Origin of the sequence: Synechococcus lacustris Maggiore-St4-Slac (assembly GCF_024345595.1) — a bacterium.
Taxonomy (GTDB): Bacteria; Cyanobacteriota; Cyanobacteriia; order PCC-6307; family Cyanobiaceae; genus Synechococcus_D; species Synechococcus_D lacustris.
Window position 1 is genome coordinate 189975 of sequence record NZ_JAGQBK010000003.1, and the last position, 16168, is coordinate 206142.

General features: G+C 55.0%; 18 protein-coding genes. 14 read left to right on the forward strand and 4 right to left on the reverse strand.

Annotation, left to right across the window (positions count from 1 at the left end; all coding sequences use genetic code 11):
* Positions 1-171 precede the first annotated feature (171 nt).
* The 4 genes from gyrB to KBY68_RS03990 are packed head-to-tail and all read left to right on the forward strand — an operon-like array spanning position 172 to position 3178.
* Entirely contained in the window at positions 172-2121 is a 1950-nt protein-coding gene (gene gyrB / locus KBY68_RS03975) for a DNA topoisomerase (ATP-hydrolyzing) subunit B (RefSeq protein ID WP_106499779.1), read from the forward strand.
* Positions 2121-2414, forward strand: a complete 294-nt coding sequence (locus KBY68_RS03980; RefSeq protein ID WP_255095960.1) for an SH3 domain-containing protein — start codon at positions 2121-2123, stop codon at positions 2412-2414. The genes gyrB and KBY68_RS03980 overlap by 1 nt, the downstream gene beginning before the upstream one ends.
* A gap of 3 nt (positions 2415-2417) precedes the next feature.
* Entirely contained in the window at positions 2418-2786 is a 369-nt protein-coding gene (locus KBY68_RS03985; RefSeq protein ID WP_106499774.1) for a FluC/FEX family fluoride channel, read from the forward strand.
* Positions 2783-3178, forward strand: coding sequence for a fluoride efflux transporter FluC (locus KBY68_RS03990; RefSeq protein ID WP_255095961.1), 396 nt, complete (start codon positions 2783-2785; stop codon positions 3176-3178). The genes KBY68_RS03985 and KBY68_RS03990 overlap by 4 nt, the downstream gene beginning before the upstream one ends.
* On the opposite strand, the gene KBY68_RS03995 is transcribed toward KBY68_RS03990, so the two are convergent.
* Positions 3150-3614: a glutathione peroxidase gene (locus tag KBY68_RS03995; RefSeq protein ID WP_255095962.1), complete on the reverse strand. Its 465-nt coding sequence runs from the start codon at positions 3612-3614 to the stop codon at positions 3150-3152. The two genes, KBY68_RS03990 and KBY68_RS03995, sit on opposite strands and share 29 nt — an antisense overlap.
* 50 nt (positions 3615-3664) lie before the next feature.
* Between KBY68_RS03995 and mgtE the strand changes: the two genes are divergently transcribed.
* Both mgtE and KBY68_RS04005 read left to right on the forward strand, forming a co-directional pair.
* On the forward strand, positions 3665-5050 hold the full coding sequence (gene mgtE, locus KBY68_RS04000; protein ID WP_255095963.1) for a magnesium transporter: 1386 nt from the start codon (positions 3665-3667) through the stop codon (positions 5048-5050).
* Between the two features lie 73 nt (positions 5051-5123).
* Positions 5124-6116: an RpoD/SigA family RNA polymerase sigma factor gene (locus KBY68_RS04005; protein WP_162842890.1), complete on the forward strand. Its 993-nt coding sequence runs from the start codon at positions 5124-5126 to the stop codon at positions 6114-6116.
* Here KBY68_RS04005 and KBY68_RS04010 read toward each other — a convergent pair.
* Together KBY68_RS04010 and tsaE are read right to left on the reverse strand one after the other, a co-directional pair.
* Positions 6082-6915 (reverse strand): DMT family transporter, encoded by an 834-nt coding sequence (locus tag KBY68_RS04010; protein WP_255095964.1) that lies wholly within the window; start codon positions 6913-6915, stop codon positions 6082-6084. The two genes, KBY68_RS04005 and KBY68_RS04010, sit on opposite strands and share 35 nt — an antisense overlap.
* Positions 6906-7346 (reverse strand): tRNA (adenosine(37)-N6)-threonylcarbamoyltransferase complex ATPase subunit type 1 TsaE, encoded by a 441-nt coding sequence (gene tsaE / locus KBY68_RS04015; RefSeq protein ID WP_255095965.1) that lies wholly within the window; start codon positions 7344-7346, stop codon positions 6906-6908. The genes KBY68_RS04010 and tsaE overlap by 10 nt, the downstream gene beginning before the upstream one ends.
* A gap of 92 nt (positions 7347-7438) precedes the next feature.
* Here tsaE and ahcY point away from each other — a divergent pair, with 92 nt between their 5' ends.
* Together ahcY and KBY68_RS04025 are read left to right on the forward strand one after the other, a co-directional pair.
* Positions 7439-8875 (forward strand): adenosylhomocysteinase, encoded by a 1437-nt coding sequence (ahcY, locus tag KBY68_RS04020; protein WP_255095966.1) that lies wholly within the window; start codon positions 7439-7441, stop codon positions 8873-8875.
* A gap of 26 nt (positions 8876-8901) precedes the next feature.
* Positions 8902-9549 (forward strand): DedA family protein, encoded by a 648-nt coding sequence (locus KBY68_RS04025; protein WP_255095967.1) that lies wholly within the window; start codon positions 8902-8904, stop codon positions 9547-9549.
* A gap of 135 nt (positions 9550-9684) precedes the next feature.
* On the opposite strand, the gene KBY68_RS04030 is transcribed toward KBY68_RS04025, so the two are convergent.
* Positions 9685-10059, reverse strand: a complete 375-nt coding sequence (locus KBY68_RS04030) for a single-stranded DNA-binding protein (RefSeq protein WP_106499765.1) — start codon at positions 10057-10059, stop codon at positions 9685-9687.
* A gap of 142 nt (positions 10060-10201) precedes the next feature.
* On the opposite strand from KBY68_RS04030, the gene KBY68_RS04035 reads away from it, so the two are divergent.
* The 6 genes from KBY68_RS04035 (at position 10202) to lysS (ending at position 16167) form a co-directional block, all read left to right on the forward strand.
* Positions 10202-11248 carry a rod shape-determining protein gene (locus KBY68_RS04035; RefSeq protein WP_106499764.1) on the forward strand — a complete coding sequence of 349 codons (1047 nt, stop codon included), beginning with the start codon at positions 10202-10204 and terminating at the stop codon, positions 11246-11248.
* Positions 11249-11251: 3 nt separating this feature from the next.
* Positions 11252-11989, forward strand: coding sequence for a rod shape-determining protein MreC (locus KBY68_RS04040; RefSeq protein ID WP_255095968.1), 738 nt, complete (start codon positions 11252-11254; stop codon positions 11987-11989).
* 1 nt (position 11990) lies between these two features.
* Positions 11991-12470, forward strand: a complete 480-nt coding sequence (gene mreD / locus KBY68_RS04045) for a rod shape-determining protein MreD (protein ID WP_255095969.1) — start codon at positions 11991-11993, stop codon at positions 12468-12470.
* Positions 12460-13767 carry an ABC transporter substrate-binding protein gene (locus KBY68_RS04050; protein WP_255095970.1) on the forward strand — a complete coding sequence of 436 codons (1308 nt, stop codon included), beginning with the start codon at positions 12460-12462 and terminating at the stop codon, positions 13765-13767. The genes mreD and KBY68_RS04050 overlap by 11 nt, the downstream gene beginning before the upstream one ends.
* Positions 13768-13874: 107 nt before the next feature.
* On the forward strand, positions 13875-14645 hold the full coding sequence (rpaB, locus tag KBY68_RS04055; RefSeq protein WP_106499760.1) for a response regulator transcription factor RpaB: 771 nt from the start codon (positions 13875-13877) through the stop codon (positions 14643-14645).
* Positions 14629-16167 carry a lysine--tRNA ligase gene (gene lysS, locus KBY68_RS04060; protein WP_255095971.1) on the forward strand — a complete coding sequence of 513 codons (1539 nt, stop codon included), beginning with the start codon at positions 14629-14631 and terminating at the stop codon, positions 16165-16167. Before rpaB ends, lysS begins: the two co-directional genes overlap by 17 nt.
* The last annotated feature ends 1 nt before the right edge of the window (position 16168 follow it).

Consider the following 16168-nt stretch of genomic DNA (forward strand, 5'->3'; position numbering starts at 1 on the left):
CCGGTTCCCGGCGATCCCTATGGTCAAGCGATTACTCCAACCCCACCACAAATTCAACCGGAGAGGCCCCCAGCAGGCGCCCTGGGCCGCCGGTGGTAGGATGTGCATTCAGCGGAAGGGTCCCTCCGGGGTTGGCTTCTACAAAAGGGCCTCCTCGGCGGAAACAACAGCATGGCCGAAGCAAGTAATTCCTCTCAGGTTCAATCGGCCTACGGCGCCGAACAGATCCAGGTTCTTGAGGGTTTGGAGCCGGTGCGCAAACGCCCTGGCATGTATATCGGCACCACCGGTCCCCGGGGGTTGCACCATCTTGTTTATGAAGTTGTTGATAACTCGGTTGATGAGGCCCTAGCCGGCCACTGCAGCGACATCGAGGTAAGCCTTAATGCCGATGGCTCCTGCACCGTTAGCGACAACGGCAGGGGTATCCCCACAGATATCCATCCCCGCACCGGTAAGAGCGCCCTGGAAACAGTGCTCACCGTGCTCCATGCCGGCGGCAAATTTGGCTCCGGCGGCTACAAAGTTTCGGGGGGCCTCCACGGGGTGGGGGTGTCGGTGGTGAATGCCCTAAGTGAATGGGTATTGGTAACGGTTTATCGCCAGGATCAGGTGCACACCCAACGCTTTGAAAGGGGCGCGCCGATCGGCAGCCTGCTTTCAGCCCCAGGGGAAAAAGGACGCACCGGCACCACCGTTTGCTTTAAGCCCGATATCCAAATCTTTTCCACTGGAATTGATTTTGATTATCAAACCCTTTCGGCCCGCCTGCGGGAATTGGCCTACCTAAATGGTGGTGTGCGCATCGTATTTCGCGATGACCGGCCAGATTCTTTGCGGGAGGAGGTGTATCACTATCAAGGGGGTATTCGTGAATATGTGGCATACATGAATGCAGGAAAAGATCCCCTGCATCCAGAAATTATCTATGTGAATTCTGAAAAGGATGGCGTGCAGGTGGAAGCCGCCCTGCAGTGGTGTGTTGATGCCTATTCAGATAGCATTTTGGGCTTTGCAAATAACATTCGCACCATCGATGGTGGCACCCATATTGAGGGTTTAAAAACCGTTCTCACCCGCACCCTCAACACCTTTGCCCGCAAAAGGGGTAAGCGTAAGGAGGCCGATGGCAACCTGGCTGGCGAAAATATCCGTGAGGGCCTCACCGCAGTGCTTTCGGTGAAGGTGCCCGACCCTGAGTTTGAAGGCCAAACAAAAACAAAACTGGGTAACACTGAAGTTCGCGGCATAGTTGATACTGTTGTTGGCGAATCGCTAAATGAATACCTAGAATTTCATCCCCAGGTTATCGATTTAATTCTTGAGAAAGCAATTCAAGCCTTTAATGCCGCGGAAGCAGCAAGGCGGGCCCGTGAATTGGTGCGTCGTAAAAGTGTGCTGGAAAGTTCTACTTTGCCGGGTAAACTTGCCGATTGCAGTTCCAGGGATCCTTCCGAATCTGAAATTTATATAGTTGAGGGTGATTCAGCTGGCGGTTCTGCTAAACAAGGCCGCGACCGCCGCAACCAGGCGATCCTTCCCCTGCGGGGCAAAATCTTAAATATTGAAAAAACTGACGACGCCAAGATCTACAAAAATACGGAAATCCAAGCCTTGATCACAGCCTTGGGCTTGGGTATTAAAGGCGAGGAATTTGATCAAAAGAATTTGCGTTATCACCGCATCGTTATCATGACCGATGCCGATGTTGATGGCGCACACATTCGCACTTTGATCCTCACTTTCTTCTTCCGTTATCAACGGGCCTTGGTGGAAGGTGGCTTTATATATATCGCTTGCCCGCCTCTCTATAAAGTTGAGCGCGGTAAAAACCATAGCTATTGCTACAACGAACAAGATTTGAAAAAAACCCTCGATGGTTTTGGTGAAAAAGCAAACTACACAATTCAGCGCTTCAAAGGTTTAGGCGAAATGATGCCTAAGCAATTGTGGGAAACCACCATGGATCCCACCACCCGCACGATGAAACGGGTTGAAATTGAGGATGCGGCAGAGGCGGATCGGATCTTCACAATCCTCATGGGCGATAAGGTTGCCCCTCGCCGTGCCTTCATTGAAGCCCATAGCGCTGAACTAGATCTGGCGGAGCTGGATATCTAATGCCATTGCGTTGGGCTTGGTTACTGGGCATGGCCCTGATGGCTCCGATTGCCCTACCCGCCGGTGGTGCCGATCGCGATAATCCTGCCGTGCGCCGCCGCCGCCCTGGTGAACCGCTTTATGCAATCGGCATAAAAAAGTTGCAGGTTTCACCCCACCATCAGGCTCCCTTGCTGGTGAAAGTTAGTGATTCAGATATGCCCTTGCAAATCCTCCACACCTGGTACAACCAGCAGGGGGAGCGCTGGTGCCGGGTGAGTTTGGGAGGTTTCCGGGGTTGGTTGCTTGGTTAGGCCATGCTGAAAAGCATCCTGCTGGTTTCGCTTGGGGCAGTGCCAGGGGCCTGGTTGCGATTCCGGTTAATAAATCATTTTGAGCCAATTGTTCCGGCAAAACATTGGGCCACATTGGCTGTAAATATTGGCGCCTCATTTTGCCTAGGCCTCTTGGTTGCCCTTAATCAGCTTTGTTTATCAAATCAGCTGATGTTGTTGCTGGCCACCGGTTTCCTTGGCAGCCTCAGCACCTTTTCCACCTTTGTGGTGGAATTGCTTGTGCTGTTGCATAAACAAGCCCCAGCGGAGGCACTTTTGCTTGCTTTGGCCTCTGTTGTTAGCGGTTTACTCGCCTTGGAATTAGGCCTGGCGATCGGAGGGTTGCAATGAAAACTATTCGCTTGGAATTGGTTGATCTATTGCTGGTGGGAATAGGCGCAATCCCTGGGGCTCTGCTGCGTTGGCAGGCATCTGTTCACCTGGCTCCTTTTCTGCCCTTTGCCAGCGCCGGGGCGGATTTAGTGGTGAATGTGATTGGCGCTGCCTTGCTTGGTTACCTGGTGGCTCCGCCAGCAACGGCAGCACCATTGCTACTTGCCTTAGGTATTGGCTTTTGCGGTTCCCTCACCACATTTTCCAGCTGGATGCTGGATATCGCTTTGCTGCAGCGCCAAGGCATGCATTTAGATGCCCTGGCGCTGTTAATTCTCAGCCTCGGCCTTGGCCTAGGGGCCGCCGCCGGCGCCTATGGCCTTAAAGGGCGGCTTCAATCGCATCGGTGAGTTCGGCGGCATCAGGTGCCACCCCACTTTTGAAGCGGGAAACCACGCTGCCATCACGGCCCACCAGGAATTTTTCGAAATTCCAGGCGATTGGCCCTACAGGTTCTGCCTTTGTGAGGGTGTCGAAGGGGGCAGATGTAGCGCCTACCTTGGCAAATAATTCAAAATTCACACCATAGGTAGTGCTACAAAACTGTTGGATTTCTTCGATCGTGCCCGGTTCTTGGCCGCCGAAATCATTGCAAGGAAAGCCGATCACCTTGAACCCTTGGGGGCCATACTTTTCCTGCAGGGCCTGTAAACCGGCATATTGCTTGGTGAAACCACAACGGCTGGCCACGTTTACCAGCAGCAGCACCTGGCCGCTTAAGTCGGCCAGATCTTGGGGGGTGCCGGCGGCATTGTTAACAACAACGCCTTTGATGCTTGGGGCCATGGGAACAAAAGCAAACGATTAAACCCTAATCACTTCAGTGCACTCGGGCGATGGCTGAAACCACAACCACAACCGCTATTCCAGAACTCACCCAATACCTGGAGCGTTTGCTGGCGGCCGGTAATTACGACGCCGTTAAGCAGCTATTGGAGCCGGAGCAACCTGCCGACGCCGCCGAAGCCATAGGTAATTTGCCCACCCTTCAGCAGGCGATTGCCTTTCGTTTGCTGCCTAAAAATGAAGCGATTGAAGTTTACGAATACCTCGATGCAACGGTGCAGCAATCCTTGTTGGAGAGGTTGCGCTCCGGTGAAGTGCTCGAGCTGGTGGAGCAGATGTCACCCGATGATCGGGTGCGGCTTTTTGATGAATTGCCCGCCAAGGTGGTGCGCAACCTGCTGCAGCAACTAAGCCCTGAGGAACGGCGGGTAACAGCCCAGCTGCTGGGTTACGAAACTGAAACCGCCGGTCGTTTGATGACGACCGAATTCATTGATCTCAAGGAATTCCACAGCGCCAGCCAAGCGCTCACGATCGTGCGCCGCCGCGCTTTAACCACAGAAACGATCTATAGCCTTTATGTAACCGATGCGGCCCGCCAGCTCACAGGCATTTTGTCTTTAAGGGATCTGGTGGTGGCTGATCCTGAGGATTTGATCGGTGCGGTGATGACCCGTGAAGTGGTGCGGGTTCACACCGACACCGACCAGGAGGAGGTGGCACGGCTGATCAAGCGCTACGACTTCCTGGCCCTGCCGGTGGTGGATCGGGAGGATCGCTTAGTGGGAATCGTTACCGTAGACGACGTGATCGATGTGATCGAGCAGGAAGCCACCCGCGACCTCTATGCCGCAGGTGCTGTGCAGGCCGGCGATGAAGACGATTACTTCCAAAGCAATTTGTTTGAAGTGGCCAAAAGGCGGGTGTTGTGGTTGCTGGTGCTTTTAATTACCAACACCGGCACTTCGGCTGTAATCGCCTCCCAGCAGGGGGTTCTGCAACGGGTGGTGCAGTTGGCTGCCTTTATTCCCCTTTTGATTGGCACTGGCGGCAATGTGGGCGCCCAAAGTTCCACGGTGGTGATCCGCGGCCTTAGCACCAATCGGTTGCAGGCCCTAGGCCCCTGGCGCACCGTGGGGCGCGAGGCCCTGGCTGGGGTTTTGCTTGGCCTATTGCTAGCTGCGGTGGTGGTGCCATGGTCGTGGCAACTGAGCGGCGAACCCTTGGTGGCCATAGCTGCTGGGGTGTCGATGTTGTGTATTTCGATCCTTGCGGCAACGGCAGGGGCGAGCCTGCCACTGCTTTTTGATCAGCTCGGCCTCGATCCAGCCTTGATGTCTGCCCCCTTTATCACCACGGTGGTTGATGTGGCTGGGGTGTTTATTTACCTGCAAACCGCCGCTTGGCTCCTGAGCCACCTGGGCGCAAACGGCTGAACCCAAATGGGTGAGTCTTAAAAGACTTGGGTTTTCTGAGAGAAAATTTACGCTTCGTAAGGCTATTGTTTACATATCTACAAGATTCACCGTGGCCACCCCCACCGCCGAGCTGCGCCCCCCTGTTGATGGGGACTTGGTGCGCTCTTACCTGCGTGACATCGGCCGTGTGCCCCTGCTCAGCCACGAACAGGAGATCACCCTTGGCCGCCAAGTGCAAGAACTGGTGCGCATTGAGGAAGCGGAAGAGGAAATGCGCATGCGCCAGGGGGAAGCCCCTAGCAAGGATGATCTAGCCGTTAATTTGAACCTTTCCCCAGCTGTTTTAAGGCGCCGCCTGATCAATGGCCGCCGCGCTAAGGAAAGGATGGTTGCCGCCAACCTGCGTTTGGTGGTGAGCGTTGCCAAGAAATACACCAAGCGCAACATGGAGCTACTTGATTTGATTCAAGAGGGCACCATCGGTTTAGTGCGGGGTGTGGAAAAATTCGATCCCACCCGCGGCTACAAATTCTCCACCTATGCCTATTGGTGGATTCGCCAAGGCATCACCCGTGCCATTGCTGAGAAAAGCCGCACCATCCGCCTACCAATTCACATCACCGAAACCCTCAATAAACTGAAAAAGGGTCAGCGGGAACTTAGCCAAGAATTGGGTCGCACCCCCACTGTTACCGAATTGGCTGTTTATGTGGAATTGCCTGAGGAGGAGGTAAAAGAACTGTTGTGTAGGGCCCGCCAACCGGTGAGCCTCGAGATGAAAGTTGGCGACAGCGACGACACCGAACTGCAGGAGTTGCTCCAAAACGAAGCTCCCATGCCGGAAGAGTTGCTCGATGGTGAATGTTTGCGCGGTGACATGCGTTCCCTGCTGGAGCAGTTGCCACCGCTGCAGGGAAGGGTTTTAAAAATGCGCTATGGCATCGATGTGGAAGAACCGATGAGCCTCACCGGAATCGGTAGGGAGTTGGGCATGAGCCGTGATCGGGTGCGTAATTTGGAGCGCGATGGCCTGGCTGGCTTGCGCCGGGTTAGTGAAACTGTGGTGGCCTATGTGGCGGCTTAAGGCTCAAGATCGTTGCCAATAAAACCAGTAGGGCGCCTGCAACTGTTGAGATATTGATCAGCTCCCCAAGCCAGAGCGCCCCCCAGCCCGCTGCAAATATCACCTGCACATAACTAATCGCCGTTGCTTTTGCAGCAGGCATTTGCGTTAAACCCTTAGTTAAAAAGATCTGGCCCAGTTGCGTGAATAGGCCCACCCCCACAAGCCAGGCCCAATCCGCCCCGCTGGGCATTACCGGGTTAGCCATCACCCAAGGCAGGCTTAGGGGCAGCGACACCAAGGGGAAATAAAACACGATCACCATTGGATCTTCGTAATTAGCCAGGCTTCTCACCGTTACATAGGCAATAGAGGTGAGCAGGGCGCCTGTTATCGCAATTGCCACAGCCCATGGTTCTAAGGGGGTGGCTCCAAATGGTTGAGCAACAAGCCACACCCCAAGCCAACCAAAGGCCATGGCCGCAAAAATTCGTTTTCCGGCAAGCTCCCCCAAGGCACCCCAGGCCAAGGCGGTGGTGAAAGTTGGGTACAAATATTGAAATACCGTTGCTGCTGCCAGCGGTAGCTCCGCCAGGGCGGCATAAACGCAATAGAGCGCCAAGGTGCCCACAACCCCCCGCAGCACCAGCATTCGGCGCCTTTTACCCCAGGGATTAAGCCCCAGGTGCTTGAGCAGCCACCAACTCAAGGCCAAGCTCACCACCGAGCGGGCAAGCACCACCTCAGCCACCGGGATCGCCCCCTCCAACTGCTTAACGCACACGCTCATCAAACTGAAGCTGAGGGCACTCAGCACCATCGACCGGGGGCCTGCAGCTGCAAACGCCGCCCATCTCCCTCCAGGCTTAATTGCAGTTGCCAGGCTTCCTTTGGCAGTGCGCTCAGCCTTTCGGGCCATTCCACCGCCAGTAGTGCTCCGCAGGCTAGGGCCTCCTCCTCCTCTTGGAAAAACAATTCATCAGCTGCTTTTGCTTGCTCAAGCCGATAAAGATCGAGATGAATCAAAGCTGGGCTGTTTTCACCTAAACGCCAGTAGTGCTGGGCTAGGGCATAGCTGGGGCTGGTAACGGTTTCAATGATCCCTAAACCAGCAGCAATTCCCTGCACCAAGCAGGTTTTACCTGCGCCCAGGGATCCGCTCAGCAATAGCAGCGCCCCCGCTGGCAACTCTTGGGCCAATTGCAGGCCCCGCTGCCTTGTGGCAGCTGCATCAACAAGGAAGCAGTTCATTCTTGTAGATTCTCAGCAAGCGAGCCCGAAGCCTCGGCGTCTCCGCAGATATTCCCAAACCAATCGCCACTTCCATAGGAAGTGATAAATCCATGGTGGCAACACCCGACACATTCTCTTTGGCTGGCCTGCAGGTAACTAACACCTATGTGATTGCCGACCTGGGCCTTGCTGAATTCGGCCGCAAGGAAATGGCCATTGCTGAAACAGAAATGCCGGGCTTGATGGCCCTGCGCAGCAAGTTTGGCGCTGAGCAGCCCCTCAAAGGGGCCCGCATCTGCGGCAGCCTCCACATGACGATCCAAACAGCAGTTTTGATCGAAACCCTGGTGGCCCTTGGCGCCGAGGTGCGCTGGGCTTCCTGCAATATTTTCTCCACCCAAGACCACGCGGCTGCAGCAATTGCCGCCGCCGGTATTCCGGTATTTGCCTACAAAGGTGAAACCCTGGATGAGTATTGGGCCTTTACCCATCGCATCATGGAGTGGGCCGATGGCGGCACCCCAAACATGATCCTCGACGATGGTGGAGATGCCACCGGTTTGATTGTGCTCGGCGCTAAGGCTGAGCGTGACCCATCGGTTTTAAATAATCCCTCCAGCGAAGAAGAGGTGGCATTATTTAAAAGTATCCGCGCCCGATTAGCGGAGCAGCCTGGTTGGTATTCACGCATCTACGCAAATATCCAAGGTGTAACCGAGGAAACCACCACTGGCGTTGCCCGTTTGTATCAAATGGAGCAGGCAGGCGAATTGCCTTTCCCTGCGATCAATGTGAATGATTCAGTTACTAAGAGCAAATTTGATAACCTCTACGGCTGCCGTGAATCCCTGGTAGACAGCATCAAACGCGCCACCGATGTGATGGTGGCCGGCAAGGTTGCCCTAGTGCTGGGTTATGGCGATGTGGGCAAGGGTTCAGCCCAGTCGCTGCGGGGCCTTGGCGCCACGGTGATGATTTCTGAAATCGATCCAATCTGCGCCCTACAGGCAGCCATGGAGGGCTACCGAGTGGTGCGCCTTGAGGACGTGGTTAAAGATGTTGATATCTTTGTAACCGCCACTGGCAACTATCAGGTGATCCGCCATGAACATCTATTAGAGATGAAGGATCAAGCGATTGTTTGTAACATTGGCCACTTTGATAACGAAATTGATGTTGCTTCCCTCAAGCAATATGAATGGGATAATATCAAGCCCCAGGTTGATCACATCATCCTCCCCAGTGGCAATCGCATCATCCTGCTTGCCGAAGGTAGGTTGGTGAATCTCGGCTGCGCAACCGGCCACCCCAGTTTCGTGATGAGCAATTCATTTACGAACCAAACCCTTGCCCAGATTGAATTATTTACTAAGCCTAATGAATACGATAAAAAAGTTTATGTGCTGCCCAAGCACTTGGATGAAATGGTTGCCCGCTTGCACCTAGATAAAATTGGTGCAAAACTAACCCAGCTTAGCCAAGAGCAAGCTTCATATATCAATGTGCCAGTGGAAGGGCCCTACAAGCTCGATCATTACCGCTATTGATCGTTATTCGTTAGGGGGCTATTCGGATGGGTTTCAGTGAATTGGTGCAGGAGTTGCCCAAGCTGATCGGTTCAGCTGTTGAGGCAAATCCATTCTTGGGCTACGTGGCTATTTTCGCCACGATGTTCCTTGAAAATCTGTTTCCACCGATTCCCTCCGAAATGGTTATGCCCCTTGGGGGTTTCTACGTGCAGCAGGGCAAATTGGCCCTGCTGCCTGTGGTTTTGGCGGGTTTAGGCGGCACCGTGCTCGGTGCTTTGCCTTGGTATGGCCTCGGCCGTTTGATCAATGAAGAACGGCTTGAGCATTGGTTTGAACGCCATGGCCGCTGGATCGGCATCAGTGGCCAAGATTTGCGCCGCAGCCGGATTTGGTTTAACCGCTATGGCACCGCCCTGGTGTTTTGGGGCCGGTTAGTTCCTGGTGTGCGCACCTTGATCTCAGTGCCTGCAGGCATGGAATTGATGCCACTCACACCATTTTTACTTTGGACCACCGGTGGCAGCTTGATTTGGGTTTTGATCCTCACCCTCTCTGGCTTCGCCTTGGGCAATGCCTACACCAACGTTGAACTATGGCTTGAGCCGGTTGCAAAGGCAGTGAAGATTCTTTTGGTAATCGCCGCCATTGCCTTTGCCTTTTGGCTTGGCCTGCGGGTGTGGCGGCGCCGCTGAGCTTCAGCAAAAACATTAATAATCCTGGGTTCTCCTGAACAAATCAGGGAACCCAAGAATTTGGTGGTTAATTAATAGTTACCCCGAAGGAATTAACTATTTAAAAAGGAACCTGTTCTCAAAATGAAGGTTTTCTCAAAAAGGAACGTCTTCCTCATTTCCCCCACCTGGGAAGCCACCGCCCTGTTCTGCATCCCGCTTGGAACCCAATAACTCGAGGCGATCAACCCGCACTACCGGTTTAGAGCGCTCTTCGCCACTGGCCCGATCGGTCCAGCGGTCTAGCTTGAGGGAGCCGATGATTCCCAATAGGGAACCTTTTTTTACATAGTCGGCAGCAACCTGGGCCTGTTTGCCCCAGATTTCTAAATTGAACCAATCGGGTTCATCGTCGCGGCTGCGGCGATTAACGGCGAGGGTGAGGTTGGCAACCACGCTGCCGGATTCGAAGTAACGAACTTCGGGATCACGGCCGGCGCGGCCAACGAGGGTGACGGAATTGACGCCCATGGGGCTTCTCCTATTGCTTTGTGGACATGATGCGCCACCTCAAGGCGGCACTCATCCCTAGTAGTTCCACCGTAGGGCCCGGTTGTATCGCCTGCACTAAGGCCAAGCCCACCTATGATTCGCCCTCTTAAGCAAATACCCAATGTTCTGGCGTCGTTTTCAGCTCTCCCGTGATATCGGGATCGACCTGGGCACCGCCAATACGCTCATCTACGTTTCTGGCCGCGGCATCGTGCTGCAGGAACCATCAGTGGTGGCCATCGACCTAGACAAGGGCATCCCCTTAGCTGTTGGCGAAGAGGCCAAACAAATGTTGGGCCGCACCCCAGGCAATATCCGCGCCATTCGCCCCCTTCGCGATGGGGTGATCGCCGATTTCGATGCCGCTGAGCAGATGATCAAATACTTCATCCGCAAGGGCAACGAGGGCAGGGGCATGTTGGCCCCACGCCTGGTAATCGGCATCCCCAGTGGTGTTACCGGCGTGGAACGCAGGGCCGTTAGGGAAGCGGGCTTGGGTGGTGCCCGCGAAGTGCATTTGGTTGATGAACCGGTGGCTGCTGCCATCGGCGCTGGCTTACCAGTTACTGAACCGGTTGGTTCAATGATTGTGGATATCGGCGGCGGCACCACTGAAGTGGCGGTGCTCAGCCTGCAGGGCACCGTGATTTCTGAATCTGTGCGGGTGGCCGGTGATGAATTGAGCGATGCGATCGGCAGCTACCTAAAAAAAGTGCACAACCTGGTGGTGGGTGAACGCACCGCAGAAGAGATCAAGATCCGCATCGGTTCGGCCTTCCCCAGCGACGAGTTCGATCAAACATCAATGGATGTGCGCGGTTTACACCTGTTATCGGGTTTGCCACGCACCATCAGCGTGCGGGCCGGTGATGTGAGAGAGGCAATGGTGGAACCGCTCAATGTGATTGTGGAAGCGGTTAAGCGCACCCTCGAGCGCACCCCCCCCGAACTAGCGGCAGACATTGTTGATCGCGGCATCATGCTTGCCGGTGGCGGTGCCTTAGTGCGCGGTATTACTGATTTGATCAGCCATGAAACCGGCATCCTTACCCATGTGGCTGAGGATCCCTTGCTTTGTGTGGTGAATGGTTGCGGCCAGGTGCTTGAAGATTTCAAACGCCTGGGCAGGGTTTTGGATGCCGCTGATTTCCATCGCTCCTCAAACTGATCCATGGCGCTGGGAAATAATCTCAAGCGCCTGCTGAATCTGCGTTTGCTGCTGGCTAGTTGGCCGTGGCTGCTGGTGATTACTGCCTTTGCTTTGCTACGCCTCTCCAAAGGTGCCTTGCTGCTCGACCTTTACGCCCAGGCATCAAGGCCCTTTTGGCCCGGTAGTGCCCAGAGGGAATGGTTGCAAAAAGCCCAACGTTTAGAAGATCAACAGCGGCTTGCCCTATTGGAGGCCCAATTAAGTAACCAGCAGCTCGATCTATCCCTAAGGCAACAGCAGGGACCCTGGATAACGGCTGCGGTAATCAGCAGGACCATGCAGGGTTGGTGGCAGGATTTGCTACTGGGAGCTGGCTCCCTGCAGGGGATTCGCCCCGGCGCTGCCGTTACGGCACCCGGTGGTTTGCTGGGACGCATCAGCAGTGTTACCCCATCAACGGCACGGGTGTTGCTGCTCACGGATCCCTCAAGCCGGGTGGCGGTGGAATTGCAGGGAAACCGCGGTAAAGGGCTTTTGGTGGGTGATGGCACCAGCCGGCCGCGGCTGGAGTTTTTAGAGAAGGATGTGGAGGTTTTGCCGGGTGACGTGGTGATCACCTCAGCGGCCAGCACCGTTGTTCCAGCCAATTTGATCGTGGGTGTGGTGCAACAGGTGAATCTGGATGCGCTGCCAGCCCCGGAAGCTTTGCTGCAACTAACGGCGCCAGCTGGGGCGGTGGATTGGGTGAGGGTGCGCTGAGGTGGCCTTGTTTGCTTCAGGCCTAGTGCTGCTTTGTTTGCTGCTGGCCAGCCCAGGCTGGTTGCAATTGGCAGGCATGTCGCCTGCTTGGGCGGTGCTTTGGCTATTGCCTTGGTCGGTGGTGGAGGGTCCGCTGGCGGGTGCTCTAGCTGGAATCGCCGTTGGTTTGTTGTTTGATGCCCTGCAAGGCAGCAACCTCACTTCAGTGCCAATGCTTGCTCTATTAGGTTTTTGGTGGGGCCAGTTTTTGGCCGCCCGTAGACCATTGGAACGCAGCACAACCCTTGGCTTGCTGGCTTTGATCGGCACCTTGCTGCTGAATGGCAGTTATGCCCTGCAATTGCATTTGCGCGGTGAAGTTAACGCTGCCGCTTGGCATATAACCTTTGCCCAAACTTTGCTCACAGCCCTAGTGGCGCCTTTGTTTTGTTCCCTACAGGTGCTGTTTTGGCGCCGCATCTCTAGCCGTTATGAGCGTTAATTCACCCCGCACCACTCCTAAAGTGGTAATCAAATTATTGCTATCTCTGGCGATCTTCCTCGCCTTAGGAGGTTGCCGGGGGCCGCAGAAAAATCCGGAATTACAACTTTGGACAATCCAGTTGTCACCAAAGTTTGATCCCTTAATTAAAGCGATGTTGCTGGATTGGGAAACTAAACATCCAGGTGTAAAAGTGCGTTGGACCGATTTGCCCTTTGGTTCTGTGGAACGCAAGGTGCTTGCAGCGGTATTTGCGCGCACTGCCCCAGATGTGGTGAATTTAAATCCGTTATTCGCAGCAAATCTTGCTAGCAAGGGCGGCCTGTTGCCCCTGCAGGATCGCTTGGGGCCGGCTAAGGCCACCTATCTACCCCAAATCCTGCGGGCAGGGGAGCAGCAGGGGGAGCTCTATGCCTTGCCTTGGTATCTCACGGCAAGGATCACCCTGGCGAATCGGCAGTTGTTGCAACAGGCTGGCTACAACAAGCCGCCGCGCCGTTGGGAGGAGGTACCCGCCTACGCGGAGCGGATCAAGCAACGCACGGGCAAATATGCATTGTTTGTAACCGTGGTTCCGGATGGTTCAGCTGAATTGCTGGAATCGATGGTGCAGATGGGGGTGGAGCTCGTTGATAGCCGCCATCGGGCCCGATTTAACAGTGGCCCTGGCCGCCGTGCCTTTGCCCTATGGACAGATCTCTACAGGCGCGGTTTGTTGCCCCGGGAAGTGGTGAGCCAGGGTTTTCAACGGGCAATTGAGCTTTATCAAAGCGGTGAGTTGGCGCAGGTGGCCAGTGGTGCCGAATTTTTGAACACAATCCAAACCAATGCGCCGCGGGTGGCAGCGGCAACTGAACCCTTCCCTCCTTTGGTGGGTGCTGATGGCGCCGCCAATGTGGCCGTGATGAACTTGGCTGTAAGCCGTCAAACCAGCCGGCCAAAGGAAGCTGTGGATCTCGCCTTATTTCTCACAAACCCTGCAAACCAACTGCGTTTTGCCCGGGCCGCCAAGGTGTTGCCCTCCTCCCAGCCCGCCTTAAAGGCGATTGAAGCTGAATTGGCTCTGGCTTCCCGCAGTGGCGTAAAAGCCGATCTTGTGCAAAGGGCGCGCTTGCTAAGTGCCCAAACCCTCAGCCATGCCAAGGTTTTGGTGCCAGCGGATCCGGGCGTAAAGCGTTTGCAGGCAATTATTTACGGCCAATTGCAGCGGGCCATGCTTGGTGAATTGAGTAGCGCTGCAGCCCTGGCGGCGGCTGAAAAGGAATGGAATGCCTATGCGGTGGCGAGGTGGCCCTAGGCGATTGGTGATTATTAAAAAAATAAAAAGCCAACAAATTGGTCAATTTGGAGTGTCATTTCTTGCAGTTGGAAAGTTAGGGTTGCACTTCGTAACTAAACGACCCAATGACCGAGGGCGAAGCGCTTCCTATCCAGCAGCCAACAGTGCTGGTGGTGGACGACGAGCCAGCGGTGAGGCGGGTGCTGGCAATGCGTTTAGAGGTGGCTGGCTACCGGGTGGTTATTGCTGAAGATGGAGAAGAGGCCTTAGCAGTATTTGCCCGCGAGCAGCCCGACCTTGTGGTGCTCGATGTGATGATGCCAAAACTTGATGGTTTTGCTGTTTGCCGCAGGCTGCGGGCCGAATCAGCGGTGCCAATTATTTTTCTATCTGCCCTTGATGCCATCTCTGAAAAGGTGGCTGGCCTTGATCTGGGTGCCGATGATTACCTATCAAAACCATTTAGCCCTAAGGAACTAGAAGCAAGGATTAATCGCATCCTGGGCCGTGTTGGCCGCGGCAATGCCAGCCAAGATCCCCGCGAGCAATTGCCTGGGCTTGGGGTTTTGCGACTCGGTGATCTTGTGGTTGATAGCAATCGCCGCCAGGTAACCCGCGCCGGTGAGCGCATCGCCCTCACCTACACAGAATTCAGTTTGCTCGAATTGTTGTTTCGTGAGCCTGGCTGCGTAGTGCCCAGGGCTGAAATTCTTGAGCAGCTTTGGGGTTACCCTCCCAGACGCGCGGCAGATTTAAGGGTGGTTGATGTTTATGTGGCCCGTTTACGGGGCAAGCTCGAACCAGATCCCCGCAATCCCGAACTGATCCTCACCGTGCGGGGTACGGGCTATGCATCCCAACGGGTAGGTGAAATGAGCCTTGCCGCTGGGGCCTGAACTTTTGGAACTTAGAGAAACGCGCCTTGAGAAAGCCAAGGCCCTAGAAGCACTTGGCCAGGGGCCCTATGCCCTCAATTTTGCGCCAACCCATCAAAGCGCTGAATTGCAAGCAGCCCATGCCGACCTAGCCAATGGCGAGGAGCGGGAGCTCACTGTGGCGGTTGCTGGCCGCGTAATGACGCGGCGGGTGATGGGCAAGTTGGCTTTTTTTACCCTCCTAGATGGCAGCGGCACGATTCAGCTCTACCTAGAAAAATCAAGCCTTGATGCAGATGCAACAACTACCCCTGCCCCCTTTGCCCAGCTGGCAAGCCTTGTGGATGCTGGCGACTTAATTGGTGTGAGGGGTAGTTTGCGCCGCACCGATCGCGGTGAACTATCGGTGAAGGTGAAGGAATGGTGGATGCTCTGTAAAGCGCTGAGCCCTTTGCCTGATAAGTGGCATGGTTTAGCGGATGTGGAAAAGCGTTACCGGCAGCGTTACCTAGATCTGATTGTTTCGCCCCAAACCCGCGAAACCTTCCGCAGGCGCGCCCAATTGGTTAGCTCCCTGCGCCGCTGGCTTGATGAGCGCGGCTTTTTAGAAATTGAAACCCCTGTGCTGCAAAGCGTGCCGGGGGGTGCTGATGCTCGGCCATTTGAAACCCACCACAATGCCCTTGATCTACCCCTCACCCTGCGAATCGCCACGGAGCTCCACCTAAAACGCTTGGTGGTTGGTGGCTTTGAGCGGGTGTATGAACTGGGTCGCATTTTTCGTAATGAGGGCACCAGCACCCGCCATAACCCTGAATTCACCTCGGTGGAGATCTACCAGGCCTATGCCGATTACATCGAGATGATGGTGCTCACAGAAGAGTTAATCGCCCATGGCTGTAGGCAGGTATGTGGCGGCACATCTATCACCTATCAAGGAACTGAAATCGATCTAGCGCCCCCCTGGCGGCGGGCCACCATGCATGAGCTGGTGCTAGAGGCCACTGGCTTGGATTTCAATGGCTTTGCTAATCGCCCTGAGGCAGCAGCTGCGATGCAAGCGGCGGGGCTGGTGGTACCAGAGCTGGCCGATAGCGTTGGCCGTTTGCTAGTGGAAGCTTTTGAGCAAAGGGTGGAAAGCAATTTGATCCAACCCACCTTTGTGCTCGATTACCCGGTGGAAACATCGCCCTTAGCTAGGAGCCACCGCAGCAAGCCAGGCCTAGTGGAACGATTTGAGCTTTTTATTGTTGGTAGGGAAACGGCTAATGCCTTTAGTGAACTGATTGATCCAGTGGATCAACGCCGTCGCCTGGAGGCGCAACAGGAACGGCGCGCCGCTGGTGACCTAGAAGCTCAAGGGGTGGATGAGGATTTTCTGCAGGCCTTAGAAGTGGGCATGCCACCCACGGGTGGCCTTGGCATAGGCATCGATCGCTTGGTAATGCTGCTCACTAACAGCGCCAGCATCCGTGATGTGATCGCCTTCCCCCTGCTGCGGCCTGCCAAGGTGGATAATGGATCCACTGATCAGATTTCCTAGC